This is a genomic window from Nocardia sp. CY15 (assembly GCF_009829295.1).
GTDB lineage: Bacteria > Actinomycetota > Actinomycetes > Mycobacteriales > Mycobacteriaceae > Nocardia > Nocardia sputi.
Window position 1 is genome coordinate 101439 of record NZ_VUOT01000003.1, and the last position, 22156, is coordinate 123594.

The 22156-nt window shown below is 68.9% G+C and carries 26 protein-coding genes; 14 read left to right on the forward strand and 12 right to left on the reverse strand.

The features are described from left to right. The first annotated feature begins 17 nt into the window (after positions 1–17). A complete protein-coding gene (locus GVY39_RS07230; protein WP_159921778.1) occupies positions 18–605 on the forward strand; it encodes a TetR/AcrR family transcriptional regulator in 588 nt (195 codons plus the stop codon). Here GVY39_RS07230 and GVY39_RS07235 read toward each other — a convergent pair. The 4 genes from GVY39_RS07235 to GVY39_RS07250 form a co-directional block, all read right to left on the reverse strand. Continuing rightward, positions 602–1234: a class I SAM-dependent methyltransferase gene (locus GVY39_RS07235; RefSeq protein ID WP_159921536.1), complete on the reverse strand. Its 633-nt coding sequence runs from the start codon at positions 1232–1234 to the stop codon at positions 602–604. The genes GVY39_RS07230 and GVY39_RS07235 overlap by 4 nt on opposite strands. A 12-nt stretch (positions 1235–1246) precedes the next feature. Continuing rightward, positions 1247–2497, reverse strand: a complete 1251-nt coding sequence (locus GVY39_RS07240; RefSeq protein WP_159921534.1) for a trans-acting enoyl reductase family protein — start codon at positions 2495–2497, stop codon at positions 1247–1249. A gap of 33 nt (positions 2498–2530) precedes the next feature. Then, complete coding sequence (locus GVY39_RS07245; RefSeq protein ID WP_159921532.1) at positions 2531–3949, reverse strand: AarF/ABC1/UbiB kinase family protein; 1419 nt, start codon at positions 3947–3949, stop codon at positions 2531–2533. Positions 3950–4169: 220 nt separating this feature from the next. Continuing rightward, positions 4170–4838, reverse strand: coding sequence for a TetR/AcrR family transcriptional regulator (locus GVY39_RS07250; protein WP_283779456.1), 669 nt, complete (start codon positions 4836–4838; stop codon positions 4170–4172). A 233-nt stretch (positions 4839–5071) separates the two neighbouring features. Here GVY39_RS07250 and GVY39_RS07255 point away from each other — a divergent pair, with 233 nt between their 5' ends. The 5 genes from GVY39_RS07255 to GVY39_RS07275 all read left to right on the forward strand — a co-directional run bounded on the left by GVY39_RS07255 (position 5072) and on the right by GVY39_RS07275 (position 9210). Further along, positions 5072–6406 carry a DUF445 domain-containing protein gene (locus GVY39_RS07255; protein WP_195069613.1) on the forward strand — a complete coding sequence of 445 codons (1335 nt, stop codon included), beginning with the start codon at positions 5072–5074 and terminating at the stop codon, positions 6404–6406. A gap of 105 nt (positions 6407–6511) precedes the next feature. Then, entirely contained in the window at positions 6512–7018 is a 507-nt protein-coding gene (locus tag GVY39_RS07260; RefSeq protein ID WP_223519077.1) for a helix-turn-helix domain-containing protein, read from the forward strand. Then, positions 7015–7701, forward strand: coding sequence for a heparin-binding hemagglutinin (locus tag GVY39_RS07265; protein WP_201295171.1), 687 nt, complete (start codon positions 7015–7017; stop codon positions 7699–7701). Before GVY39_RS07260 ends, GVY39_RS07265 begins: the two co-directional genes overlap by 4 nt. A gap of 82 nt (positions 7702–7783) precedes the next feature. Then, positions 7784–8074 carry a DUF2516 family protein gene (locus tag GVY39_RS07270; protein ID WP_321209637.1) on the forward strand — a complete coding sequence of 97 codons (291 nt, stop codon included), beginning with the start codon at positions 7784–7786 and terminating at the stop codon, positions 8072–8074. 92 nt (positions 8075–8166) lie between these two features. Further along, positions 8167–9210, forward strand: a complete 1044-nt coding sequence (locus GVY39_RS07275) for an alpha/beta fold hydrolase (protein WP_159921528.1) — start codon at positions 8167–8169, stop codon at positions 9208–9210. 27 nt (positions 9211–9237) lie between these two features. On the opposite strand, the gene purU is transcribed toward GVY39_RS07275, so the two are convergent. Beyond that, positions 9238–10128 carry a formyltetrahydrofolate deformylase gene (gene purU / locus GVY39_RS07280; protein ID WP_159921526.1) on the reverse strand — a complete coding sequence of 297 codons (891 nt, stop codon included), beginning with the start codon at positions 10126–10128 and terminating at the stop codon, positions 9238–9240. On the opposite strand from purU, the gene GVY39_RS35215 reads away from it, so the two are divergent. Beyond that, positions 10127–10456: a PIN domain-containing protein gene (locus tag GVY39_RS35215; RefSeq protein ID WP_159921524.1), complete on the forward strand. Its 330-nt coding sequence runs from the start codon at positions 10127–10129 to the stop codon at positions 10454–10456. The two genes, purU and GVY39_RS35215, sit on opposite strands and share 2 nt — an antisense overlap. Positions 10457–10542: 86 nt before the next feature. Here the strand turns inward: GVY39_RS35215 and GVY39_RS07290 are convergent, their stop codons facing one another. After that, a complete protein-coding gene (locus GVY39_RS07290; RefSeq protein WP_159921522.1) occupies positions 10543–11103 on the reverse strand; it encodes a GNAT family N-acetyltransferase in 561 nt (186 codons plus the stop codon). 156 nt (positions 11104–11259) lie between these two features. Between GVY39_RS07290 and deoC the strand changes: the two genes are divergently transcribed. Beyond that, entirely contained in the window at positions 11260–11928 is a 669-nt protein-coding gene (gene deoC, locus GVY39_RS07295; protein WP_159921520.1) for a deoxyribose-phosphate aldolase, read from the forward strand. A gap of 72 nt (positions 11929–12000) precedes the next feature. On the opposite strand, the gene GVY39_RS07300 is transcribed toward deoC, so the two are convergent. Then, on the reverse strand, positions 12001–12723 hold the full coding sequence (locus GVY39_RS07300) for a DUF2993 domain-containing protein (protein WP_159921518.1): 723 nt from the start codon (positions 12721–12723) through the stop codon (positions 12001–12003). Positions 12724–12822: 99 nt separating this feature from the next. On the opposite strand from GVY39_RS07300, the gene GVY39_RS07305 reads away from it, so the two are divergent. Beyond that, positions 12823–13431, forward strand: a complete 609-nt coding sequence (locus GVY39_RS07305; RefSeq protein ID WP_159921516.1) for a hypothetical protein — start codon at positions 12823–12825, stop codon at positions 13429–13431. A 30-nt stretch (positions 13432–13461) separates the two neighbouring features. Here GVY39_RS07305 and GVY39_RS07310 read toward each other — a convergent pair whose 3' ends face one another. From GVY39_RS07310 to GVY39_RS07320, 3 genes are all read right to left on the reverse strand, one after another. Then, the gene (locus GVY39_RS07310) at positions 13462–14268 is read right to left on the reverse strand and encodes a class I SAM-dependent methyltransferase (protein ID WP_236565315.1); all 807 of its coding nucleotides are present in this window, start codon (positions 14266–14268) and stop codon (positions 13462–13464) included. Beyond that, positions 14238–14759, reverse strand: coding sequence for a DUF2505 domain-containing protein (locus GVY39_RS07315; RefSeq protein WP_159921514.1), 522 nt, complete (start codon positions 14757–14759; stop codon positions 14238–14240). The genes GVY39_RS07310 and GVY39_RS07315 overlap by 31 nt, the downstream gene beginning before the upstream one ends. A gap of 121 nt (positions 14760–14880) precedes the next feature. After that, on the reverse strand, positions 14881–15366 hold the full coding sequence (locus GVY39_RS07320) for a DUF2505 domain-containing protein (protein WP_159921512.1): 486 nt from the start codon (positions 15364–15366) through the stop codon (positions 14881–14883). A gap of 126 nt (positions 15367–15492) precedes the next feature. On the opposite strand from GVY39_RS07320, the gene GVY39_RS07325 reads away from it, so the two are divergent. Both GVY39_RS07325 and GVY39_RS07330 read left to right on the forward strand, forming a co-directional pair. After that, the gene (locus GVY39_RS07325) at positions 15493–16572 is read left to right on the forward strand and encodes a UDP-N-acetylmuramate dehydrogenase (protein ID WP_159921768.1); all 1080 of its coding nucleotides are present in this window, start codon (positions 15493–15495) and stop codon (positions 16570–16572) included. 83 nt (positions 16573–16655) lie between these two features. Beyond that, positions 16656–17879, forward strand: a complete 1224-nt coding sequence (locus tag GVY39_RS07330) for an Ig-like domain-containing protein (protein ID WP_159921766.1) — start codon at positions 16656–16658, stop codon at positions 17877–17879. Positions 17880–17885: 6 nt separating this feature from the next. Here the strand turns inward: GVY39_RS07330 and mscL are convergent, their stop codons facing one another. Continuing rightward, on the reverse strand, positions 17886–18329 hold the full coding sequence (gene mscL, locus GVY39_RS07335) for a large conductance mechanosensitive channel protein MscL (RefSeq protein WP_159921764.1): 444 nt from the start codon (positions 18327–18329) through the stop codon (positions 17886–17888). A gap of 132 nt (positions 18330–18461) precedes the next feature. Beyond that, on the reverse strand, positions 18462–19196 hold the full coding sequence (locus tag GVY39_RS07340; RefSeq protein ID WP_159921510.1) for an SDR family NAD(P)-dependent oxidoreductase: 735 nt from the start codon (positions 19194–19196) through the stop codon (positions 18462–18464). A 72-nt stretch (positions 19197–19268) separates the two neighbouring features. Here GVY39_RS07340 and GVY39_RS07345 point away from each other — a divergent pair, with 72 nt between their 5' ends. The 3 genes from GVY39_RS07345 to GVY39_RS07355 all read left to right on the forward strand — a co-directional run bounded on the left by GVY39_RS07345 (position 19269) and on the right by GVY39_RS07355 (position 22113). Continuing rightward, positions 19269–20090 (forward strand): alpha/beta fold hydrolase, encoded by an 822-nt coding sequence (locus tag GVY39_RS07345; protein ID WP_159921508.1) that lies wholly within the window; start codon positions 19269–19271, stop codon positions 20088–20090. Positions 20091–20167: 77 nt separating this feature from the next. After that, the gene (gene mshA, locus GVY39_RS07350; protein ID WP_159921506.1) at positions 20168–21613 is read left to right on the forward strand and encodes a D-inositol-3-phosphate glycosyltransferase; all 1446 of its coding nucleotides are present in this window, start codon (positions 20168–20170) and stop codon (positions 21611–21613) included. A gap of 5 nt (positions 21614–21618) precedes the next feature. Beyond that, positions 21619–22113: a YbjN domain-containing protein gene (locus GVY39_RS07355; RefSeq protein ID WP_159921762.1), complete on the forward strand. Its 495-nt coding sequence runs from the start codon at positions 21619–21621 to the stop codon at positions 22111–22113. Positions 22114–22156: the final 43 nt, after the last annotated feature.

Below are 22156 nucleotides of genomic sequence, written 5' to 3' on the forward strand. Positions count from 1 at the left end.
GCAAGGGAGGAGAAGCGATGGCCGAGACGCCGCAGGCGCGGGAGCGGATGGTGGCCGGCGCGGCCGACATGATCCGCCGCCGCGGCCTGAACGCGACCAGCGTGCGGGAACTCGCCAAGCACGCCCAGGCGCCGCTGGGCTCCACCTACCACTATTTCCCGGGCGGCAAATCGCAACTGGCCGCCGAAGCGGTTCGGTTCACCGACGCGCTGGCCGCCCGCAAACTCGCCGGGGGGCTTGCGGCCGGGCCGGTCGCCGGTCTGCGGTCATTTGTGGACATGTGGCGAAAGGTGGTGCTGGACAGCGACTTCCAGGCAGGATGCCCGGTGCTCGCCGTCGCGATCGAAGATCCGGGCGACGACGACCAACCGCAGCGTGCCGCCGCCGCCGCGTTCGAGAACTGGACCGGAATGCTGGCACGGTCGTTGCGCGAGCACGGCGCGAGCGAGATCGACGCCGAGCAGACCGCCACCCTGGTCGTTGCCGCGATGGAGGGCACGGTGGCGATGTGCCGGGCCGAACGCAGCATCCGTCCGCTCGATCACACCGTGGACAAACTCGAATTCCTGATCCGAGCCGTCACCGGTGAGCAGCGCCGGGGCTAAGCCGGTTTCGTCGCGCTGACGTACTGGAGCAGGCGATGGACCCGCTGGTCGATCTCCACCAAGCCGTGTTCGGCGAAGAGGGTGGGGAACGTCCGGGTGCCGAACACCCGCAGACCGCTCAAGCCGCCGACCACGCGGCTCACCTCGCCGACGGGGTTGGGGGCTCGGTGGCTGGTGGTGATGGCGATGCGGCCACCGGGAGCGAGGACGCGGATCATCTCCCGAGCGGCGACGAGCGGGTCGGGAATGAGGTAGAGCGCGCCGAAACAGCAGACCGCGTCGAAAGTTCCGTCCGCGAACGGGAGCCTGCGCGCGTCCCCGCGCAGATACCCGACGCGCGGTCCGGCGTTGTCGGCGACGGCGCGCGCCAGCATCGGTTCGGAGTAGTCCAAACCGATCGCGTAGCCGTCACCCGACAGCGCCTCGCTCAGGTATCTGGTGAAATTGCCCGGCCCGCAGGCGATGTCGAGAACCTTCTGCGCGCCGCCGAGCCGCAGCGTGGCGACCGCGTCGCGCCGGTCCGCCGCGGTCGTGCGCCCGCTGGCGAGATAGAACAGCGTCGGCCGCCAGGCTCGTTCGTACACCGCGGCGAGGGCCGGGGCATTCATCGTCTTGCGTGCGAGATTCACCGGCGTGCGACCTCAGGCACGCTCGACCGTGATGGTCATGCCCGCCGCGCGCAGCCGGTCGGTGAGCGCGTCGCCCATCGCCGCCGCGGGAGTGAGGATGCCCGCGAGTTCGGGTTGCTTGCCGGTGTCGAACGCCAGGCACAGGCCGCTCTCGCCGAGCAGCACCGCGGTGGCCTGATATCCCGGGTCGCCAGCGCCGGAGAAGGTGGCCACGTACTTCGCGCCCGAAGTGGTGTGCGCGAACGTCTTCATGGTGAACCAACCGCTCTTGCGGGCCTCCTCGCTGGGCCCGGTCCCCGGCTTGGGCAGCACGCGGTCCAGCAGTTTGCGGCCCGCGGCGGCCCGCGACAGCAGCGCGCCCGCGGTCAGACCCGCCACGATGCCGCCGGCCACGCCCGCCGCGACCAGTGGCGCGACCCGCGATTTCCCCGCGCTCATCACTTCGCGGTAGCGGAAGTTCTTGCCGTACACCCAGCCGAGCAGCCCATTGGTGCGGCGCACGATCTTGGTGTTGTGCGCGGCCATGACGAACGTGCTCACCCATCCGTCCAGACTCGGGTCGATCGCGCTCGCCCGGGCCAGCGCCTGATCGGACTGGCGGCCGACATCGGGATCCATCGACTTGTCCGGGCTCAGCGAATACGGATGCGACAGCACCGCGCCTTTGGCCGGATCGGCGGCGACCGCCTCCATCATGGCGCGGCCGGAATCGATGGTGCCGCCGCTGACACCGCCCTTCAACGAGGCGACCAGCGTGGTGTCGACGAGCTCACCGGCGTTGTCCTCGACCGTGCGGCGGTAGAGCTGGTACACGCTCAGATCGGACGGAATCGAGTCGTAGCCGCAGGAATTCACGATTCTCGCGCCGGTGGCCACGGCCTGTTCGTGATAGGCGTCGATGGCCTCGCGGATGAACAGCGGCTCACCGGTGAGGTCGGCGTAATGCGTTCCGGCCTTGGCGCATGCCCCCACCAGCGGCATCCCGTAGCGCAGATACGGACCGACGGTGGTGACCACGACCTTGGTCCGCGCGGCCAGCTCGTCCAGCGCGGTCTGGTCCTTCGAGTCGGCCACTACCAGCCCCCAGCTCGCGGCCTTCGGCCCCAGACCCTCCCGCACGGCGGTCAGTTTGTCCAGCGACCGGCCCGCCAGCGCGATCCGCGCGGATTCCGGTGCTGCCGCGAGGAGATACTCCGCGGTCAGCTGGCCGACGAAACCCGTCGCGCCGAAGAGGACCAGGTCGAATTCCCGAGTGTCTGCCATGGTTTTCCGTTCTGGGGTCGTGTCGCCGATCGGCTACTTCGTGGTCTTCTTGCGCGCCCGCGGCCGTTGCGACGCGGTGTGGGCACGGTCGGCGAGCCAGGCGTGATGGGTCCGGCCCAGCTCGGTGACCGGTGGTTCGTCGTAGAGCCACTCCCGGGCGATGCGGTGCCAGTTGGCGGTGCACCCGAGGTGACCCAGCATGCCGAAGGTCAGGAAGTCCGCGCGGCGGGAGAAGAGGTGCTCCGGCGGCAGATTCTGTTGCTTCATGCCGGTGAACTCGCTGGCCCGCGGGTCGACCGCGAGCAGGAAGGCGCCGCTGGCCAGTTCGGGGGTGATGGTCAGCTCCTCGTCGACCAGACACCATTCCGAGGCGGCCAGCACGTATTCCAGGCACTCCTCGGCGCCGATCTCCTGCGGCGAATCGATGACGCCGCGCTCGATCATCAACTCGCGCAGATCTTCCGCGCGATCTTCCGCGGCGGCCCGCAGACAGGTCAGCTCGAACTGCACGTGCTCGGCATCCATCCGGTTGAACAACCCGAAATCCAGGAACCCGACCCGGCCGTCCGTGGCCAGCAGCACGTTGCCGGGATGCGGGTCGCCGCAGAACTCGTTGAAGGTGAACAGCGACCCCACGTAGAACCGGTAGATGATCTCGCCGATCCGGTCGCGTTCGGCCTGGGGCAACTGCCGGATCGCCTCGAAGCCCTTGCCCTGCACATACTCGGTGACCAGCACTCGGGTGGTGGAGAATTCCGGCAGTGAGCGCGGCACGATGACGAACGGATGCTCGGCGTAGAGCTCGGCGATCTGCAATTGCGTGGCCGCCTCGGCCCGGTAGTCCAGTTCGGCTTCCATGTTCAGCCGCAATTCGTCCAGCACCGCGGGCGTCACCCACGGCATCGCGGATTGCAGCACGCGCCGGAACATCGCGAGATTCTTCAGGTCCGCGCGCACCGCGGCGTCGATGCCCGGGTATTGCACCTTCACCGCGACCTGGCGGCCGTCGTGTAGTCGCGCCCGGTAGACCTGGCCGATCGAGGCGGCGGCGACCGGCTCGGCGTCGAACTCGGCGAAGACCGCGTCGAGCGGCTTGCCGAAATCGTCCTCGATCACCTGGCGCATGGCCGCGAAGGAGACCGTCGGGGCCGCGTTGCGCAGCACGGCCAGGCGTTTCTGGAATCGCTCCCGGTGGTCCTCGGGGACCAGATCCAGGTCGAGCACCGACATCATCTGGCCGAGCTTCATGGCGACGCCCTTCATGGTGCCCAGCACCATGACCACCTGCTCGGTGGTGCGAATCATGGATTCCTCGGCCATCTTCGCCCGGACGGCTTCGGATCTGCCCCGCATGGTCAACCGTGCGCGCTGTGTGCGAAGCACCGAACTGGCTGCCACCGCACCCAGCTTGGTGCCACGAGCAAGCCGAGAGGTCGGTACTTGCTTCGCCATCGAGGTACCTCCGTTGGTGCCGCGGTCGGAGCGACGGACGCAGGCGGCCCCTTGCGTGACCGTGGTGTCCCGCGCAGACCGCCGTCGCGTACGGCGCCGGCGGTGACGCAGCGCACTCGGCGCACCGCTCGGGTTCAGACTAGCCAACGTTCCGGCAAAGTCGAGAGGGCCGGTGAACTTCAGCAAGCGGCCCAGCTAGCACCCCGGGGATCGGGCCGGTTCAGTCCTGCGCGGGCGCCTCAGGGGTGGACAGCACGTGCGTCTGGGCGTTGAACGCCGCGGGCGAACCGCCCGCGCGGGCCATGCCTTCGATGGCGCTCCAGGCGAGCATGGTGAGGTAGTCGATGACGTCCTCGCGCGACAGCGACTTGTTGGTCGTCCACCAGTGCGTCGCCAGCTGAATGCCGCCGACCAGCACGTACGACGCCAGCGCGGCGCCCTCGGTCCGCACGCCCCGCTCCCGCGCGCGCTCGGTGATGACCGCGCACACCACCTCGGCGAAGAGCTTCTCGAACTCCGCGAGCGAGGACTGGTCGGCCGAGCCGTTGCCCATGATGAACCGGTAGACCTCCGGGTCCTCGTCGACCGTGCCGACGTACTCGGCCAGTGCCGAGCGCACCAGCTGATACTCGTCGGCGTCCAGGCTGATCGCGCCGTAGACCCGGGGCATCAGCGTGGTCTCGATGAACCGCTGCATGGTCGCGTGGACCAGGTCGTTCTTGTCGGAGAAATAGCGGTAGAGCACGGTCTTGGAGACGCCGATCTCCGCGGCGATCTCGTCCATGCCCGCGTTGCTGCCGCGGGCGCGCACCGCGGCCAGGGTGCCGTCGACGAGTTCCTCGCGGCGATCGATCTTGTGTTGCCGCCACCGGCGCTTGCGGCCGTCCATCCGGCCGCCGCGCACCGCCGACGGTCGCTCGTCGATATCGACAAGATCTTCGGTGGACAGCGTGGGCTCCCTCGTTCGTAACTTCTCCGGTGGCTACCAGCTTAGGTCCCCGCTACCCGTGATATGCGCGTTTGGGCCCGGATGCGGTACGAACCACAGCGTCGGGCGCGTCGGGCGTGTCGAGATCCGCTCGCCCGCTCGCCTACTTCGCCGCGCACAGCAGAATGGGAGGTATGGAGAAAGCCCCCGGCAACACCGCGGTGCTGGACGCCCCCGCCGCGCCTGCCGCCGCGTCCTTCGGCTTCGACGCCGTGCTCGACGAGGCCGCCAAGCGTCGCGACCTCTGGCGGATGAAGGCGCTCGCGACCGGCCTGCTCGCCTCGGCCACCGCGATCTATCTGTTCTGCCGCTGGACCGAATCGCGCGGGGCGGGTGGCGACTGGGTCGGCTATCTGCGGGCTGCCTCGGAGGCGGGCATGGTCGGCGCGCTGGCGGACTGGTTCGCGGTGACCGCTCTGTTCCGTCATCCGCTCGGCCTGCCGATTCCGCACACGGCGATCATCCGGCGAAAGAAAGACCAGCTCGGCGCCAGTCTCGGTAGTTTCGTCGGCACGAATTTCCTGGCGCCGGAAGTGGTGTCGGCCAAGGTGAACTCAGCGCAGATCTCCTGGCGGGTAGGGCGCTGGATGGCCGATCCCGGTCATGCCGCGCGGGTGGCGCAGGAGAGTTCGACGATCCTGCGGGCCGTCGTCGGCGTGCTGCGCGACGAGGATGTCGAGCAGGTCATCGACAACACGATCGTCAAGCGCATCGCCGAGCCGCTGTGGGGTCCGCCGATCGGGCGGGTGCTGGCGGAACTGCTCGCCGACAACCGGCAGCTGGCGCTGCTGGACCTGCTCGCCGAGCGCGCGCACCAGTGGGCGCTCGGCTCGCAGGAGACCATCGACCGGATCGTGTTGCGGGACGCGCCGCAGTGGGCTCCGAAATTCGTCAACATCCTGCTTTCCGAGCGGATCTACCGGGAACTGGTCGAGTTCACCTGGAAAGTCCGCTCGAATCCGGAGCACGAAGTCCGCCTCGCCGCGAATCGCTTCCTGGAGGAATTCGCCGAGGACCTGCAATATGACGACGCCATGATCAAGAAGGCCGAACGCATCAAGGCGCAGATCATGGGTCGCGAGGAGATCACCGGTTTGGCCTCGGCCACTTGGCGCGCGGCGAAGCGGCTGATCCTGGAATCCGCCGACGATCCGGGCAGCACGTTGCGGCGCAAGGTCGCCGAGAACGTCCAGCAGCTCGGGGAGCGATTGCGCGACGACGCGGACCTGCGCGCCAACGTCGACGGCTGGATCGACCGCGGCGCTCGCTACTTGGTGGAAAACTATGCGGGTGAGATCAGCACCCTGGTCACCGACACGGTTGCCCGGTGGGATGCCGACGAAGCGAGCAAGAAGATCGAATTGCAGGTCGGCCGGGATCTGCAATTCATCCGCATCAACGGAACTGTCGTCGGTTCGCTTGCCGGACTGGCGATCTACACGATTTCGCATCTGATGTTCGGCGGTTGATCCACGGCACGCGGAACGTTTGCCCAGTCGCTGCTAGCAGACTGCTTGCAATAGCTAGCACCCTGACCTAGAATCGAACCCGTACAAACCGCCAGAAGGTGAGTGATGGCAGACCAGCCCGAGGTTTCCGCCGAGTACACCGACAGATCGGACGAGCACTCGTCCGGCGTCGGCGAACGAGGAGGGCGCGTCGTCAGTGCGGCGCACGACATCGGAGGCTTCATCAGGGCGCAGCGCGAAGCCGCGCAAGTCTCGCTACGCCAGCTCGCCCAGCTGGCGGGGGTGAGCAATCCGTACCTCAGTCAGATCGAGCGCGGACTGCGTAACCCGTCCGCCGAAGTGCTCACGCAGATCGCGAAGGCGCTGCGGGTCTCCTCGGAGGTCTTGTACGTACGGGCTGGCTATCTCGAGCAGCGGCCGCACAGTCCGGTCCGGGACGCACTGCTCGCCGACACGTTCATCAGTGAGCGGCAGAAGCAGGTGCTGCTGGACATCTATGAATCGTTTCGCCGGGAAAACGGAGGAAACGAGGCAGGGGGGGACGTATGGGACAGCGACGTTCCGCGTACGACAACCGACACTCCGCCACGCCAGGAGAACGAAACACAATGACCGAGAAGAACGCCACCGTCACCAAGCCCTTACTCGCCACCGTCGGCGCGGGTGACGCCCTCTACACCGCCGTCAACGACGTCGTCGCGCAGGTGCGCGAGCGTGCGGTCGCCACCGAGGTGCAGGCCCGGGTGGAGGAGGCGCGCGAGCGCTTCGCCAACGTCCCCGCCGACGTGCAGGCGCAGTTCGAGTCGCTGCGCGAGCGGCTGTCCGGGCTGCCGTCGGAACTCCCGGAGGACCTCGCCGAGCTGCGCGAGAAGTTCACCGCCGAGGAGCTGCGCACGCTGGCCGAGAGGTACTACCGGCAGGCGCTCGACATCTACGCCGACCTCGCCGTCCGCGGTGAGGAAGCCATCGACCGGCTGCGCGCCAACCACCTCGTCGAGGAGCGGATCGGCAAGGTCGAGACCATCTACGGCGACGCGGTGAGCCGCGCCGAGGACGTGCTCGAGCGCGTCAACGGACTGCTCGGCCGCCCGGCCAAGGTCGAGACCGAGGCCGAGCAGGTGGCCGATCCGGCGCCGGTCGTAGAGGCCGAGGTCGTCGAGGTGACCACCGAGCCCGCCGCGGCTCCCGTCGTGAACGGCGCGCCGAAGAAGGCTCCGGCCAAGAAGGCCGCTCCCGCCACCGCCACCGCCGCCAAGAAGGCTCCGGCGAAGAAGGCCGCCCCCAAGAAGGCCTGACCGATACGCCGCTGAGGCTGCCCGACGCCCTCGTACACCCCTGGTGTGCGGGGGCGTTGCTTCTATGATGGGTGGGGTGAATATGGTGCACGGTTTGACCGGGATGATCCTGCTGGTGCTGTGGCTGGCGGCGCTCGGTGCGACGATTTTCGCGCTGATCCACGCCGTGCGTCAGCGTCCGGACGCGTTCACCGCGGTGGACAAGCTGACCAAGCCGATCTGGCTGGCGATTCTCGGGGCGGCCGTGCTCGTGCTCGTTCTCTTCCCGGCAGGTCTGGGCCTGCTTTCCTTCGCGGCCATCATCGCGACGGGCATCTACCTGGCCGACGTCCGGCCCAAGGTGGACGAGGTGCAGCGAGGTCCGCGCTGGTGAGAGGCGAGTTCGCCGACGGATAAGGGTGCTTGCACTAGCAAGCGGTGCGAATCGGGGTTACTGTATCTATCAGTAACACAAAGGAGTGTCCGATGCGTGCCATGCTGCCGACCGCGTTGACCAGCTTCCCGGGGCTGCTCCGGAGCTTGCGCGCCGCGCACAGCGCCGACTTGCGTTCCCGTACCTACCGGACCGCCGCGTTCAATCCCCCGACCGTGCGCCATGAGGTGATTCCGGTCCGGGCAGGCGACGGGGCACGGCTGCGAGTTCACGCCTACGGTCCGTCGGATCGTCCCGTCGTCGTGCTGGTCCACGGCTGGACCTGCTGCCTCGAATACTGGAACCCGCAGATCAACGCGTTCGCCGGCGACTATCGAGTGATCGCCTACGATCAGCGCGGCCACGGCGAGAGCGAATACGGGTCGAGCGAGTTGACCACGGACCTGCTGGCCGACGATCTGGCCGCGGTGCTCGACGCCGCGCTCGCCCCCGGACAGCGAGCCGTGCTGGTCGGCCACAGCCTGGGCGGCATGACCCTGCAGGCGTGGGCGGGACGCTATCCCGAGCGGGTCGCGCGGCAGGCGCTGGCGGTGCTGCTGACCAATACCGCGGCCGACCGGCTCATCCTGGAGACCACGGTGGTGCCGCTGTTGAACCGGCCGCTGCGGCTGCTGCAATTGAAGGTGCCGCTGCCGTTCCTGTTCGGCAGGTTCGGCCTCGGCGCTCCGATCGTCTTCCCGCCTGTCGCGCCGGTGCGCTGGCTGTTCGCGCGCCAGATTCTCAGCACCGCGGCGAAAGGCGACCTGCTGGATTTCAGCATGGCCATCGTTCGCTCGTGCCCGGCCTGGGTGCGTTCGAAGTTCGGTTTCCTGCTCGCCACGATGGATGTCGGGCAGTCGGCGCGCAACCTGGTGGTCCCCACGACGGTGCTCTCGGGCCAATTCGACGACATGACGCCGCCGGTCCACTCCGAGCGGATCGTCGACATGCTCCGGCAGACCGGCAGTCCGGTGCGCTACCAGATGCTGCCGACCGGCCATCTCGGCAATGTCGAGGCCTACGAGCGGTTCAACGAGGAGCTCGCGCGCCTGCTAGCCGCGGTGGGCAAACCCGCCCGCGCGGATCTCGCGGGCTGATCTACCGGGTTCCCGTTCGCGCGCAGGTCAGGAGAATACGACCGTCCGGCGACCGTGCACGAGGACCCGCCCCTCCAGGTGCCAGCGCAACCCGCGCGCCAGGACCACCCGCTCGATGTCGCGGCCTTGGCGGACCATGTCGCGCACTTCGTCGGCGTGATCGATGCGGATGACGTCTTGCTCGATGATCGGGCCCGCGTCCAGTTCCGCGGTCACGTAGTGGCAGGTGGCTCCGATCAGCTTCACGCCGCGGGCGAACGCCTGGTGATACGGGCGAGCGCCGACGAAAGACGGCAAGAAGCTGTGGTGGATGTTGATCGCCTTGCCCGCCCAGTGCTCGCACAGCCGCGCGGGCAGCACCTGCATGAACCGGGCCAGCACCACCGCGTGCGGGTCGTGCGCGTCCACCAGGGCGCGGACCTCTTCGAACGCGGGACCGCGTTCGGCCGGGTCCTTCGGGAACGGCACGTGATGGAACTTCACGCCGTGCGCCTCCGTCATCGCGGCAAGATCCGGGTGATTGCCGATCACCGCCTCGATGGTGGCGGGCAACTCACCGCTGGCGGCGCGTCCGAGCAGGTCGTGCAGGCAATGGCCGTCCTTGCTGACCAGCAGGACCGCCCGGCGGCGCGCGCCGGAGTCCAGCAGTTGCCATTCGGTCTCCGGACCCAGGGCGGCCGCCACCGCGGCGAACCGGTCACGCAGTTCCGCGATCCCGAACGGCACCGTCGCGGCCTTGATCGCCTGGCGAGTGAAGAACCAGCCGGTATCCGGATCGGAGTGGTATCCGGCCTCCACGATCGAGCCGCCGAACTCGGCGATGAACGACGTGATCCCGGCGATGATGCCGGGCCGGTCCGGGCAGCCGAGGGTCAGCACGTAGCGGCGGTCGTCCTGAACGGGTGGAGCGGAACTCATGCGTTCATCCTCCCAGGTGCGCCGTACAAGATTTGCCGCGCCTTCGCGCTGCGGCCTGCGAGCCGAGGGAGGTCCGAAGCATCCTTATCCGCCCTATTTGCGCGAACGACTCGAAACTCGGGTGCTGCCCCTGTTCGCGGGACGAGTGCTCGCATTCGACTCGACTGCTTCCATCGCATATGCGGAACTCATGGCCACGGCACGGGCTGCCGGTGCCGCGGACGGCTATGTCGCCGCGACGGCGAGTGCCGCGAACATGGCCGTGGCGACTCGCGATTGCGCGCCGTGCCAGGCTGCCGGGGTGAGTGTCATCGACCCCTGGGCGTGAACCGCACGCCGCACGGTCGAGGGTGGGGATCGAACCGCGTGGGCGTCACCGGTCGCCTCGGCGGACGATCCATGTCGTCCGGTCGGTCAGAGGGTGTAAAACGGTTCCGCGTAATGGAATTCGCCGGCGATCCGGGAGTCGTAGGCCGACAGGGATCGGACCTGGAAGTGGCTGATCCAGGCGGGGTCGTCCGGTGTGATGCCGAGACGGGCGGCGGGGACGAAACCGAAGCGTGGGTAGAACTCCAAGCTGCCGAGCAGGCCGATCAGTGGTTCGTCGAGCGCGTCGGCGGCGCCGAGCGCCGCGTGCATGAGCGCCGAGCCGATGCCCGCGCCTTGATGATCGGCGAGGACGCCGATCGGGCCGAGTGCCAGCACGGGGAACGGGCCGACCGCGGCTCTGGTCAGGCACAGGTGTCCGACCACGCTGTCGTGCTCGATCGCCACCAGCGACAGCGTCGGGATCCAGCCCTCGTCGCTGCGCAATTGGGCGACGAGACCAACCTCCGGGGGATCCGCGCTGCCGGGATTGCCGGACACCACGGCCTCCTCGACATGCTCGGCACGGGCATAGTGCGGTGCGAATGCGCTGCGGTGCACCGCAGCGATCGCAGCGGCGTCGTCGGCGCGTTCGCGACGGATCAGCACGGTCGTCTCCTCCCGAACGAAGTAGGGCCCATCCGCACACGTTAGTCAGTCGAGGCCAGGCGTTACGTTCTCCGATGCGCCGTCAGCTACGAGTGTGCGGGAAGTGCCGCCACGCGCGCAACGCAATTCGCCTCCGGTATGCCAGACTCTCACCCCATGGCAAGTTCCGCGTCGCTGACCAGGGCCGAAGTGGCCGCCATGATCGACCACACCCTGCTCGCCCCGGAGGCGACCCGCGCCGACGTCGACACGCTGATCGAGGACGCGCGTGCGCTGGGCGTGCTCGCGATCTGTGTGTCGCCCTCCATGCTGCCGGTACGCGCGCCGGGGCTCGTGGTCGCGACGGTCGCCGGATTTCCCTCGGGGAAACATCACTCGCTGGTGAAGGGCGCCGAGGCGCGGCTCGCGGTGGACCAGGGCGCGGCCGAGGTCGACATGGTCGTCGACGTCGGCGCGGCCCGCGCGGGTGATTACCAGGCGGTGCTCGCCGACATCGTCACGGTGCGCGAGGCGGTGGGCGATCGGGCGCTGCTGAAAGTGATCATCGAATCCGCCGCGCTGCCGGACGAAGCGATCGTGCGGGTGTGCCGGGCCGCCGAGCGGGCAGGAGCCGATTTCGTGAAGACCTCCACGGGTTTTCATCCCGCGGGCGGCGCCAGCCCGCACGCGGTGCGGTTGATGGCCGAGACAGTCGGCGGCCGCCTCGGCGTCAAGGCCAGTGGCGGTATCCGGACAGCCGAGGCAGCGGCGGAGATGATCGCGGCGGGCGCGACTCGGCTCGGGCTGTCGAGATCGCGCGAGGTGCTGGACGGCTTCGCGGCCTGACCGGCGGCCGAAAGCTCTCGCGGGCACCCGGTTCGCCCGCCGCCGGATCCGGAGGCGTTGCCGTGGTGGGTTTCAGCAGCGCGTGCTGGAGTTGTCGCTCGCGGGCTCGAGCTGGGTACGTCCACCCGCCAGTTGGACATCGACGCCGGAGTCGGTGACCTCGAGTTTCGTCGCCGTCATGCCGAGCGGGTAGCTCTGCAAGCTCTCGGTGAAGATGTCGACGATGCTCTGCACCAGGTCGGCGGGCATGCCGATGCCGAGCAGCTCCGCCGACATCGTCTCCACCTGTACCGCCCCGTTCACGATCTGCGGTTTGAGTTGCAGTTCGGCCAGACCGCCGAGCACCGACAGGGTGAGCATGCCCGAGCTCGAGGAGGAACTCACATTGCTGACCATCCCGCCGAGCGTCTCCTTGATGCCTTCGTTGCTCCAGGTGACGTCGGCGGAGGAGCTGCCGATCACGCTCCCGTTCGGATCGTCGACGTCGACGTCCCGGAAGACGGAGTGCACCACCATGCCGACGGCGGGTCCGAACTTGGTGTCGTTGCTGTTCACCCGCACCGTGGGCACCTTGCCGTCGATCCAGGTGATCAGCATCGGCTTCGGACCGAAGCTCACGTCGATCTTCGATCCCATCTCTTTCTCGAACTGCGAGCTGATGCAGTTCGAGACCCTGTGCCTGGCGTACGCCTCACCGCCGACCAGGACCGTGGCGAGCAGAATCGCTACCACGGTCACAGCGATCAGCAGGGCCCGCCGGTTGACCGTCGAGGTGGAGCTTGCGTCCGTACTCATGGCGAAAATTCTTCCCGACCTTTCTGTGCCGTCTCTGTGGAGGCAGTGAGGGGTCCGAATGTGACATGAGGCACAAAAACCCAGCGTAGCCTGGTGCCCATGGCTGGCGATGCGGCAAGCCGCGCGATCGGATCCGCGGAACAAGGATGGCGTGTCCTGCGCCGCTGGGCCGGTCGGCACGCCGGTTTCTTCACAACTCGGCAGGTCCTGCGCACCGGCTGCGGGGCGCGAGTGCGGGCAGGACTCGGTGACGGTTCGGTGACCAGGGCCGGGGTGGGCGTGCTGCGGCTGGCCGAGTGGCCGGACGGTCCGCTGGACGAATACGCGATGTGGGCGGCCTGGTTCGACGGTGCTTCGGTCGTCTCCCATCAGAGCGCGGCGGAACTGCACGGACTCGGCAGTCTGGGCCCGCGGTTCCTGCACTTGTCGGTGCGCGCGGGCCGCGCCCCGGCCATACCGCGGCTTGTGGTCCTGCGCCGCTCGCTGACCGGCGCCGACTTCGAATCGGCAGGCCCGTTCCTGGTGACGACACCAGTGCGCACGGTGCTCGACCTGGCCGAGGCCGACATCGGGCAGGACGCCTTGAACGAAGTGGTCGCCGACGCGGTCGCCATCCACCGCTGTGCGGGTGAGGAGATCACCGACGCGGGGGCGCGCTTGTCACCGCGTGCCGCGAAACGGCTGTACCGGGCGCTGGCCGTAGCGTGACGAAACTTGTGCGGGTCGGGAAGTGCCCGATCAGCTGGTAGCCAGGGGCGCGACCGCCGACCACGGCACCGACAGCACGTTGTCGCGCAGACGGCGGCGGTGGTGCCGGATCGGGAAGCCTTCCTCGCGGAGCGCCTGCGCCGCCGCCCGCCACCGGACGCGCGGACCGAAAGGCGCCATCGGCGCGGCACGTGCCCACGCGCGGTCCGCGGCAGCGAGCAGCGCGTGGATGGGCTCACCGGGAACGTTGCGGTGGATCAACGCCTTCGGCAACCGTTCGGCCAGGTCCGAAGGGCGTTCGACGGTGAATGGGTCCCAGGCCAGCGTGAGCGAGCGCGGTCCGTCCCGGTCGAGCAGGACCCATGCGCAGCGTCTGCCCAGTTCGTCGCAAGTGCCGTCGACGAGCAGGCCGTCCGGCGCGAGCCCGGCCAGGACGGTGGACCACGCCTCGGGAACCGCCGCTTCCGGATACTGCCGCAGGACGTTGAAGGCGCGTACCAGGACGGGGCGCAGCCCGGCCAGTTCGAACCCGCCGCGGGCGAAGGTGACGCCGTCGCGGCCGGGCACCACGCGCTGCGGGTCGATCTCCAGCCCGACCACCCGCACGTCGGCGCGGACCGTGCGCAGCCGTGCGGCCAGCTCGAACGTGGTCCACGGGCTCGCGCCGTACCCCAGGTCGACCACCAGCGGATCGGGAGCGCCTGCCAGCCGGTCTGCGACGAACTCGTCGTTGATCAGCCAGCGATCGCTGCGGCGGAGACGGTTGACGGCGGTGGTGCCACGGGTGATGGTGCCGACCGGTTTGGTCAGCGGGTGGGGTGCTGCTCTTCCAACCACTGGACTGTGAACTCGGCCTCGCCGCGGAACAGATCGACCAGGTTCACCAGCATCAGCTGCTCCAGGCGCGGCCCGACCATAGGGATGAACACCTTCGCCTCCGAGGAGAAGCGCATCGTGCAGCCGGTCTCGGTGGGGAAGAGGCGAATGGTGCCGCCGAGGCTGCCCGGCCCCGCCGGGATGGACGCCGAGTACTTACCGGTGATCTCCTCCGCGCCGTAGGGGCTGTAGGTCTCCTTGCGGGTGATCACCATGTCTTTGCGTATGACCGTCTGGGCGATCTCCGGCAGCATCTCCCGGGGCAGGATGTGATGCAGTTCGATGTCGATCCCGCCGTCGCCGGCTTCCAGCCGGACCACCTGGTTGCCGGGCGAGTACTTCCGCATCTCTTCCATCCGCGCTTCCCAGTAATCGCGGTTCGACAGCGCCGCGTACAGCTCTTTTGTGGTGTGCAGCGGGTATCGGGCGGAGTAGTCCAATCGGCGTGCCATGGGCTCACACGTTACTGGGTCCGGCGGGGCCGACCTCGCCGGGCGGGTGGAGTGCGGAGGTGACACGAACGCGGGCGCCGCACGATGTGACGTCGAACAGTGCCCGTGCTCCCGGCTCGGATCAGTGCGCGGCGAGCCAGTCGGCGGTGAACTCCGCCTCGTTCTTCAGCAGCTCGGTGAGGTGCTCCTGGATCGCCTTCTCGATCTTGCCGCCGAACAGCGGGATCTTGACCTCGATGGTGCCCTCGACCGTGGCGACGGCGCCGGAGCCGTCGGCGGCCAGCGTGATGGTGCCGCGGACCTCGGCGGGCGCGCCCTCGACGCGTGCCTCGAAGGAGGCGTGCTCGCCGGTCCAGTCCTCGACGCGCGGAATGATCAGATCGCCGGGGCGCACCGCGGTGACCGCGGCGGGCAGCTTCTCGGCGGCGATGGCTTGCACCATCTCGATGCGCACCTGCTCACCGCTGACGGTGACCGACTCCAGCCGGGCGTCGGGGCCACCGACCGCCGCGATGCGATCCTTCCAGTACTGGTCGTTCGCGAACGCGGCGCGCACCGCGGCGGGCGGGCAAGAGTAGCGGGCCGTGTACGCCAGCGGTGTAGCCATGGCACCACACGCTACCGTGTGGCGCGCGAGCGAGACGAATGGTGGCATCCGATCTGCTCGCGGGCCGAATACGCCGGCGTGTAGCCGTGAGCGCGCACGCTACCGTGTGGCGTGCGAACTTCACGAATGGTGCCCTCGCATCTCCTCGCGGGTACCGGTGCGCGGCTGCGCCCCGACGTGCGGCTGGCAGACCTGACCACGCTGCGGGTGGGCGGGCCGGCACTGGTCGCGGAATGTGCGACTACCGAAGCCTTGGTCGCCACGGTGCGGGCCCTCGACACGGCCGGTGTCCCGGTATTGCTGCTGGCGGGAGGTTCCAATCTGCTCGTCGGCGACGACGGCTTCGACGGTGTGGTGGTCCGGGTCGCCACCACGGGCGTCGAACTCGGCGACGGCGGCGTGGTCGCCGAGGCGGGCGCGAACTGGGACGACGTGGTGCGCGCGACGGTCGGCGCCGGTCTCGGGGGACTGGAGTGCCTGTCCGGCATCCCCGGCTCGGCGGGTGCGACGCCGGTGCAGAACGTGGGCGCCTACGGCGCGGAGGTGGCGAATCTGCTGCGCAGGGTGCGCCTGCTGGACCGCGCCACCGGGGAGATCCGCTGGGTGGAGCCCGGCGAACTCGGGTTCGGCTACCGCACCAGCGTGCTCAAGCACCGCGACGACGCCGTCGTGCTCGCGGTCGACTTCGCGCTGCGCGCCGACGGTTCCAGTGTGCCGCTGCGCTACGGCGAACTGGCCTCGGCGCTGGGCGCCGCGGACGGCGAGTCCCGGCCCGCGGGACAGGTCAGGGACGCGGTACTGCGGCTGCGCGCGGGCAAGGGCATGGTGCTCGATCCGGCCGATCACGACACCTGGAGCGCGGGTTCGTTCTTCACCAACCCGGTGGTCGCGCCGGAGCGGGTGGCGCAGGTACGCGCCGCGATCGCCGCTCACGTGGGCGAGGTCACGATTCCGACCTACCCCGCGCCGGAGGGGGTCAAATTCTCCGCGGGCTGGCTGATCGAGCGGGCGGGTTTCGCCAAGGGCTTCCCCGGCGCCGGGGCGCCCGCCCGGCTGTCGACCAAACACACCCTGGCACTGACGAATCGGGGCGCGGCCAGTGCGGCCGATCTGGTCGCGCTGGCCAGGACGGTGCGCGACGGCGTCGCCGAGCGCTTCGGAATCCGTCTGGAACCGGAACCGGTCACCGTCGGCGTCACGTTGTGATCGGCTGAGGTGGACACCACACGCTGCGGCGACGGATCCGACCGCGCGCCGCGCGTAGATTCGATTCGGTGAACCACCGCCCGATGATCCGCCGATCGGTTGCCGTGGTGTCGGCCGTCCTGCTGGTGGTCGTCGCCTTCGCGGCAGGCTGCACGGCAGACCGCGACTCGGGCGGGCCGGGCACCGGCTCCGGTCCGATCGCCGAGGTGACGTTGACCCCTGCCGACGACGCCACGAACGTCAATCCGACCGCTCCGGTGTCGGTGACGATCAGCGACGGCACGATCGATCAGGTCGCGCTGACCAATGCCGCGGGCAAGCAGGTCCGCGGCGAACTCTCACCCGACCGGCGCGGCTACACCATCACCGAGCCGCTCGGCTACGACGCCACCTACACCTGGTCGGGCACCGCAGTCGGGACCGACGGCAAGCCGATCCCGATCGACGGATCCTTCCGCACGCTCGCGCCCGCGAACACCGTCCCCGCGACCCTGAACATCGGTGACAACCAGGAAGTCGGCATCGCGGCGCCGATCATCCTGCAATTCAAGTCCTCCGTCGTGAACAAGGCGGCGGTGGAGCGGGCGCTCACGGTCACCACCGACCCGCCCACCGAGGGCGCGTGGGCCTGGTTCCCGGACGACGGCGGCTCGCGGCTGCACTGGCGTCCCGAGAAGTACTGGACGCCGGGCACGAGCGTGCATGTCTCGGCTCGGCTCTACGGACTCGACCTGGGCGGCGGCAATTACGGCTACTCCGATCTGACCTCGGATTTTCGCATCGGCCGCAGCCAGATCGTCAAGGCGAACGCCCCGAGTCACCGCATGCAGGTGATCCGTGACGGGCGAACGTTGTTCGATTTCGCGGTCAGCTACGGCGAGGGCAACGAGCCGCGCAATGTCACCCGCTCCGGCATCCACGTGGTCACCGAGAAATACGAGGACTTCATGATGTCGAATCCGCCGTACTACACCAATGTCCGCGAACGCTGGGCGGTACGCATCTCGAACAACGGCGAATTCATCCACGCCAACCCGGAATCGCTGTCGGCGCAGGGTTCGGCGAATGTCACCAACGGGTGCATCAATCTGTCGCCCGCCGATGCCCAGGCCTATTTCCCCACGGCCCTGTACGGCGACCCGGTCGAGGTGACCGGAACCGCGATCCCGCTCTCGGCCGCGGACGGCGACCTCTACGACTGGACCATCGACTGGAACACCTGGAAGACCATGTCGGCGTTGCGGGGCGCCCCCTCGGCCGTGGTCTCGGCGACGCCCGTGCCTCCGCAGCCCGCCGGCGCCCGCTGACCGGAGCTAGCGGGCGTTCGCGTCCTGCTCTTCGACTTCGCGATCGGCGGCGCGCTGGGCGCGAACCGCGTCGTGCCGCTCGGCGAGCAGGTCGCGGATCTCGATCAGCAGCTCGGTCTCGGTTGGCTCGGCGGCCTTGGTGGTGCCGAAGCGGTTCTTGATGGTCTTCATCGGCAGCATCAGCGCGAAATACAGCACCCCGGCGACCATGATGAAATCGATGACCGCTGTGATGATCGGGCCGAACGCGATGAAAGTGGCGGGTTTGGAGCCGATCAACTGCACGCCGAGGCCCAATTCGTGGGTGCTACCGAAGACCGCGAGCAGCGGATTGATGAGGCCTTTCGTCACCGAGGTCACCACGGCGGTGAACGCGGTGCCCATCACGACGGCGACCGCGAGGTCGATGACGTTCCCCCGCATCAGGAACTCTTTGAAGCCCTTGAACATGAGCCGAACCACTCCCATCCGATGTCTTGTGGCGTCTGGGATGCTAACGGCTCGGGCCGATCGGCGAAGTCTGGGCAATTCGCGGCCGGGCCAGCCACGTATATCGAGTGATTCGCTTCGGCTATGAAAACGTCAGGTGCGACGGGCGAACCGGCCCGCGTCCGCCTGGTCGCGCGGCTTGATGACGATCTGATCCAGGTTGACGTGCGCGGGCCGGGACGCGACGAAGCCGATGACCTCCGCGATGTCCTGGGCGACCAGCGGGTCGATGCCTTCGTACACCTTGGCCGCCCGCTCGGCGTCGCCGCCGAAGCGCACCAGCGAGAACTCGGTTTCCACTGCCCCGGGCGCGATTTCGGTCAGCCGCACCGGCTGCCCGAGCAACTCACCGCGCAGGGTGCGGTGCAGCACGGCCTGCGCGTGCTTGGCGGAGGTGTAGCCGGAGCCGTTGTCGTAGGCGGTGAACGCGGCCACCGACGTGACGGTGACGATCAAACCGTCGCCGGAGGCGATCAGCTTGGGCAGCAGGGCTTTGGTGACGCGCAGCGTGCCGAGCACGTTGGTCTCCCACATCCACCGCCAGTCGTCCACGTCGGCCTCGGCCACCGGCGCCAAGCCCTTGGCCCCGCCCGCGTTGTTGACCAGCACGTCGACGCGCTCGACCGCCTCGGTGAACGATCGCACCGACTCGTCGGACGTGACGTCGAGTTCCAGCGCGGTGCCGCCGATCTCGTCGGCGAGGCGGCGCAGCCGATCGAGCCTTCGCGCGCCGAGGTAGACATGACAGCCCTGCTTCGCCAGCTCCCGGGCGGTGGCCTCTCCGATGCCCGAGCTGGCTCCGGTGACGACGGCGGTGCGAGTGCTCATGCCGGTAGATCCTAGGTGCGCGAGGTTTGCCGGGCCCGAGCGGTCACCGGGCGCGCGGCTAGCCTGAAGGGCATGCCTATTCGGGACGTGGTGAGCGCGGACGGAACGAACATCGTCTACCGGGTGAGCGGTCCGGCGTCTGCCCGCCCGCTGGTGCTGCTGCACGGCTGGTCGGCGAATCTGCGCTGCTGGGGCGCGGCCGCCGACGATCTGGCCGCGCGCTTCCGGGTGATCGCCGTCGACCTGCGCGGCCACGGTTACTCCGACGCGCCCGCGGCGGGATACGACGATCCGAAGAACTGGGCGGCCGACGTCGCGGCGGTGCTGTCGGCCGAGGGCATCGACTCCGGTGCGGTGCTGCTCGGCTGGTCCTACGGCGGAATCGTGCTGTCCGATTACCTGACCGTCTACGGCACGGACGCCGTCGCGGGTGTGGTCTACACCGGCTCGATGGCGAACATCGGTCCCGGCGTGCCGGGCGCGGCGACCGGCGACCGGATGCGGGAGGCGATACCGGGCGTCTTCGAGGAGAGCGCGGGGCGGGCCGTGCGCGCGTTCGGTGCGTTCGGCAACGCCAACACCGGTGCAGGCGCGGACAAGGGGCCGGACGCGCAGCGCCTGTTCGGAGCCAGCCTCGCCACCCCGCCCGCGGTGCGCAAAGCGCTGTTCTACCGGACCGTCGACAACACCGGGACCCTGCGCGGGCTGGACGTTCCGGTGCTGGTCCTGCACGGCACGGCCGACCAGGTCGTGCCGATCGAGAACGGCCGCTACATCGCGGACACCGCCCCGGACGCGCGGGTGTCGTTCTGGGAAGGCGCCCAGCACGGCCTGTTCATCGAGGATCGTGTCCGGTTCGTCACCGAGGTGAGCGCGTTCGCCGAGAGCCTGTGATCGGTGTCATGTCCGCCCTGTGATAGCTCTCACTTGCCGCGGATAGCGTGTCTGGGCCGGGGAACGCAACGTGCACTATGGATAGTGTGAGTCAGCGCCTGGACCTACGGCCGAACCGTATCGCCGTGTTATCGGTGCACACCTCACCACTCGCTCAGCCGGGCACCGGTGACGCGGGCGGCATGAACGTCTATGTCCTGCAAACGGCCGTCGAGCTGGCCCGGCGCGGCACCGAAGTGGAGATCTTCACTCGGGCCACCTCCTCGAACGTCCCGCCCGTCCAAGAGGCGGCGCCCGGCGTGCTGGTGCGCAACGTGGTGGCGGGTCCGTTCGAGGGACTGGACAAACACGATCTGCCCACCCAGCTGTGCCCTTTCACCGCGGAAGTGCTGCGTCAGGAGGCCCGGCATCTGCCCGGCCATTACGACCTGGTGCACTCGCACTACTGGCTGTCCGGCCAGGTCGGCTGGCTGGCCAGGGATCGGTGGCGGGTGCCGCTGGTACACACCGCGCATACGTTGGCGGCGGTGAAGAACGCCGCGCTCGCCGATGGCGACTGCCCCGAACCGGCGACCCGCGAGATCGGTGAGAAGCAGGTGATCGCCGAATCCGATCGGCTCGTCGCCAATACGGCCGAGGAGGCGCGCCAGCTCGTCGAGCTCTACGGCGCCGACCCCGAGCGCATCGACGTCGTGCCGCCGGGCGCCGATCTGACCCGCTACCGCCCGGGTGACAAGGCCGCCGCCCGCGCCGCGCTGGGGTTGGCCGCCGACGAGCAGATCGTCGCGTTCGTCGGCCGGATCCAGCCGCTGAAAGCGCCCGATGTGCTGGTGCGCGCGGCGGCGGAGGTGTTGCGCGCCGATCCGGAGCGCGCGCTGCGCGTGCTGATCGTCGGCGGTCCCTCCGGCACCGGACTGGAGCGGCCCCACGCGCTGATCGAGCTGGCAGCCGAATTGGGCATCGCCGAGCGGGTCAGCTTCCTGCCGCCGCAGCCGCCCGAGCGGCTGGTGCTGGTCTATCGCGCCGCCGACCTGGTCGCGGTGCCGAGTTACAACGAGTCCTTCGGCTTGGTCGCGATCGAGGCGCAGGCCAGCGGCACCCCGGTGCTGGCCGCCGACGTCGGCGGCCTCGGCACGGCGGTACGGCACGCCGAGTCGGGCCTGCTCGTCCCGGGGCACCGCACCGCCGACTGGGCGAATGCGCTGCGTCACCTGCTGAACGACCCCGGCGAGCTGCGCCGGATGAGCGAGCGAGCCGTCACGCACGCCGCCAATTTCTCCTGGGCGCACACCGCCGACGGGCTGCTGGCCAGCTACGCCGCAGCCCTGGCGGGTTTCCGCGAGGACCGGGTGGTGCTCGGCGGGCGCGGCCTGGCACACAGCGCGGTGCGCGAAGACGCGTACGACCGCGTCGCCGCCGACCGCACCAACCTGACCGGAGAACGGACGGCGGCCCTCCTCGGCGAGAGCAGCCAGGCCAGATCGCGGGCGCTGTGGCGGCGCCGGATGGGAGTACGCCGGTGAACGAGATCCAGTCGACCGCGCAGCTCATCGAGGAGACGCTGCGCGACAGGGAGATCGAGTACACCAGGCCGGGTGAGGAGACCTTCGTCGTCGTCCTGCCTGGTGAGCGCAAGCTCAAGACCACGGTGATGCTCACGGTGGGCAAGCACGGGGTCCGCGTCGAATCGTTCGTCTGCCGCAAGCCGGACGAGAACTTCGAAGGCGTCTACAAATTCCTGCTGCGCCGCAACCGCAGGCTCTACGCCGTCGCCTACACCCTCGACCGGGTCGGCGACATCTACCTGGTGGGCCGCCTCTCGGCACACGCTGTCACGTCCGACGAGCTGGACCGGGTGTTCGGGCAGATCCTCGAGGCGGTCGACGCCGACTTCAACGTGCTGCTGGAACTCGGCTTCGCCGAATCCATCCGGCGGGAATGGAAGTGGCGCGTTTCGCGCGGAGAGTCGTTGCAGAATCTGCGCGCCTTCGAGCATCTGGTCGATTCCGCCGACCAGCCCTGACCGATCGCCGGATCCAGCCCGGCGCCCCGGGTGACAATCGCAG

Coding starts and splice junctions, on each gene's coding strand:
- GVY39_RS07230 (WP_159921778.1), top strand. CDS start 18: ATGGCCGAGACGCCGCAGGCGCGGGAGCGGATGGTGGCCGGCGCGGCC.
- GVY39_RS07240 (WP_159921534.1), bottom strand. CDS start 2,497: ATGGCAGACACTCGGGAATTCGACCTGGTCCTCTTCGGCGCGACGGGT.
- GVY39_RS07245 (WP_159921532.1), bottom strand. CDS start 3,949: ATGGCGAAGCAAGTACCGACCTCTCGGCTTGCTCGTGGCACCAAGCTG.
- GVY39_RS07250 (WP_283779456.1), bottom strand. CDS start 4,838: ATGGACGGCCGCAAGCGCCGGTGGCGGCAACACAAGATCGATCGCCGC.
- GVY39_RS07255 (WP_195069613.1), top strand. CDS start 5,072: ATGGAGAAAGCCCCCGGCAACACCGCGGTGCTGGACGCCCCCGCCGCG.
- GVY39_RS07260 (WP_223519077.1), top strand. CDS start 6,512: ATGGCAGACCAGCCCGAGGTTTCCGCCGAGTACACCGACAGATCGGAC.
- GVY39_RS07265 (WP_201295171.1), top strand. CDS start 7,015: ATGACCGAGAAGAACGCCACCGTCACCAAGCCCTTACTCGCCACCGTC.
- GVY39_RS07270 (WP_321209637.1), top strand. CDS start 7,784: ATGGTGCACGGTTTGACCGGGATGATCCTGCTGGTGCTGTGGCTGGCG.
- GVY39_RS07275 (WP_159921528.1), top strand. CDS start 8,167: ATGCGTGCCATGCTGCCGACCGCGTTGACCAGCTTCCCGGGGCTGCTC.
- GVY39_RS35215 (WP_159921524.1), top strand. CDS start 10,127: ATGCGTTCATCCTCCCAGGTGCGCCGTACAAGATTTGCCGCGCCTTCG.
- purU (WP_159921526.1), bottom strand. CDS start 10,128: ATGAGTTCCGCTCCACCCGTTCAGGACGACCGCCGCTACGTGCTGACC.
- deoC (WP_159921520.1), top strand. CDS start 11,260: ATGGCAAGTTCCGCGTCGCTGACCAGGGCCGAAGTGGCCGCCATGATC.
- GVY39_RS07300 (WP_159921518.1), bottom strand. CDS start 12,723: ATGAGTACGGACGCAAGCTCCACCTCGACGGTCAACCGGCGGGCCCTG.
- GVY39_RS07305 (WP_159921516.1), top strand. CDS start 12,823: ATGGCTGGCGATGCGGCAAGCCGCGCGATCGGATCCGCGGAACAAGGA.
- GVY39_RS07315 (WP_159921514.1), bottom strand. CDS start 14,759: ATGGCACGCCGATTGGACTACTCCGCCCGATACCCGCTGCACACCACA.
- GVY39_RS07320 (WP_159921512.1), bottom strand. CDS start 15,366: ATGGCTACACCGCTGGCGTACACGGCCCGCTACTCTTGCCCGCCCGCC.
- GVY39_RS07325 (WP_159921768.1), top strand. CDS start 15,493: ATGGTGCCCTCGCATCTCCTCGCGGGTACCGGTGCGCGGCTGCGCCCC.
- GVY39_RS07330 (WP_159921766.1), top strand. CDS start 16,656: ATGATCCGCCGATCGGTTGCCGTGGTGTCGGCCGTCCTGCTGGTGGTC.
- mscL (WP_159921764.1), bottom strand. CDS start 18,329: ATGTTCAAGGGCTTCAAAGAGTTCCTGATGCGGGGGAACGTCATCGAC.
- GVY39_RS07340 (WP_159921510.1), bottom strand. CDS start 19,196: ATGAGCACTCGCACCGCCGTCGTCACCGGAGCCAGCTCGGGCATCGGA.
- GVY39_RS07345 (WP_159921508.1), top strand. CDS start 19,269: ATGCCTATTCGGGACGTGGTGAGCGCGGACGGAACGAACATCGTCTAC.
- mshA (WP_159921506.1), top strand. CDS start 20,168: ATGGATAGTGTGAGTCAGCGCCTGGACCTACGGCCGAACCGTATCGCC.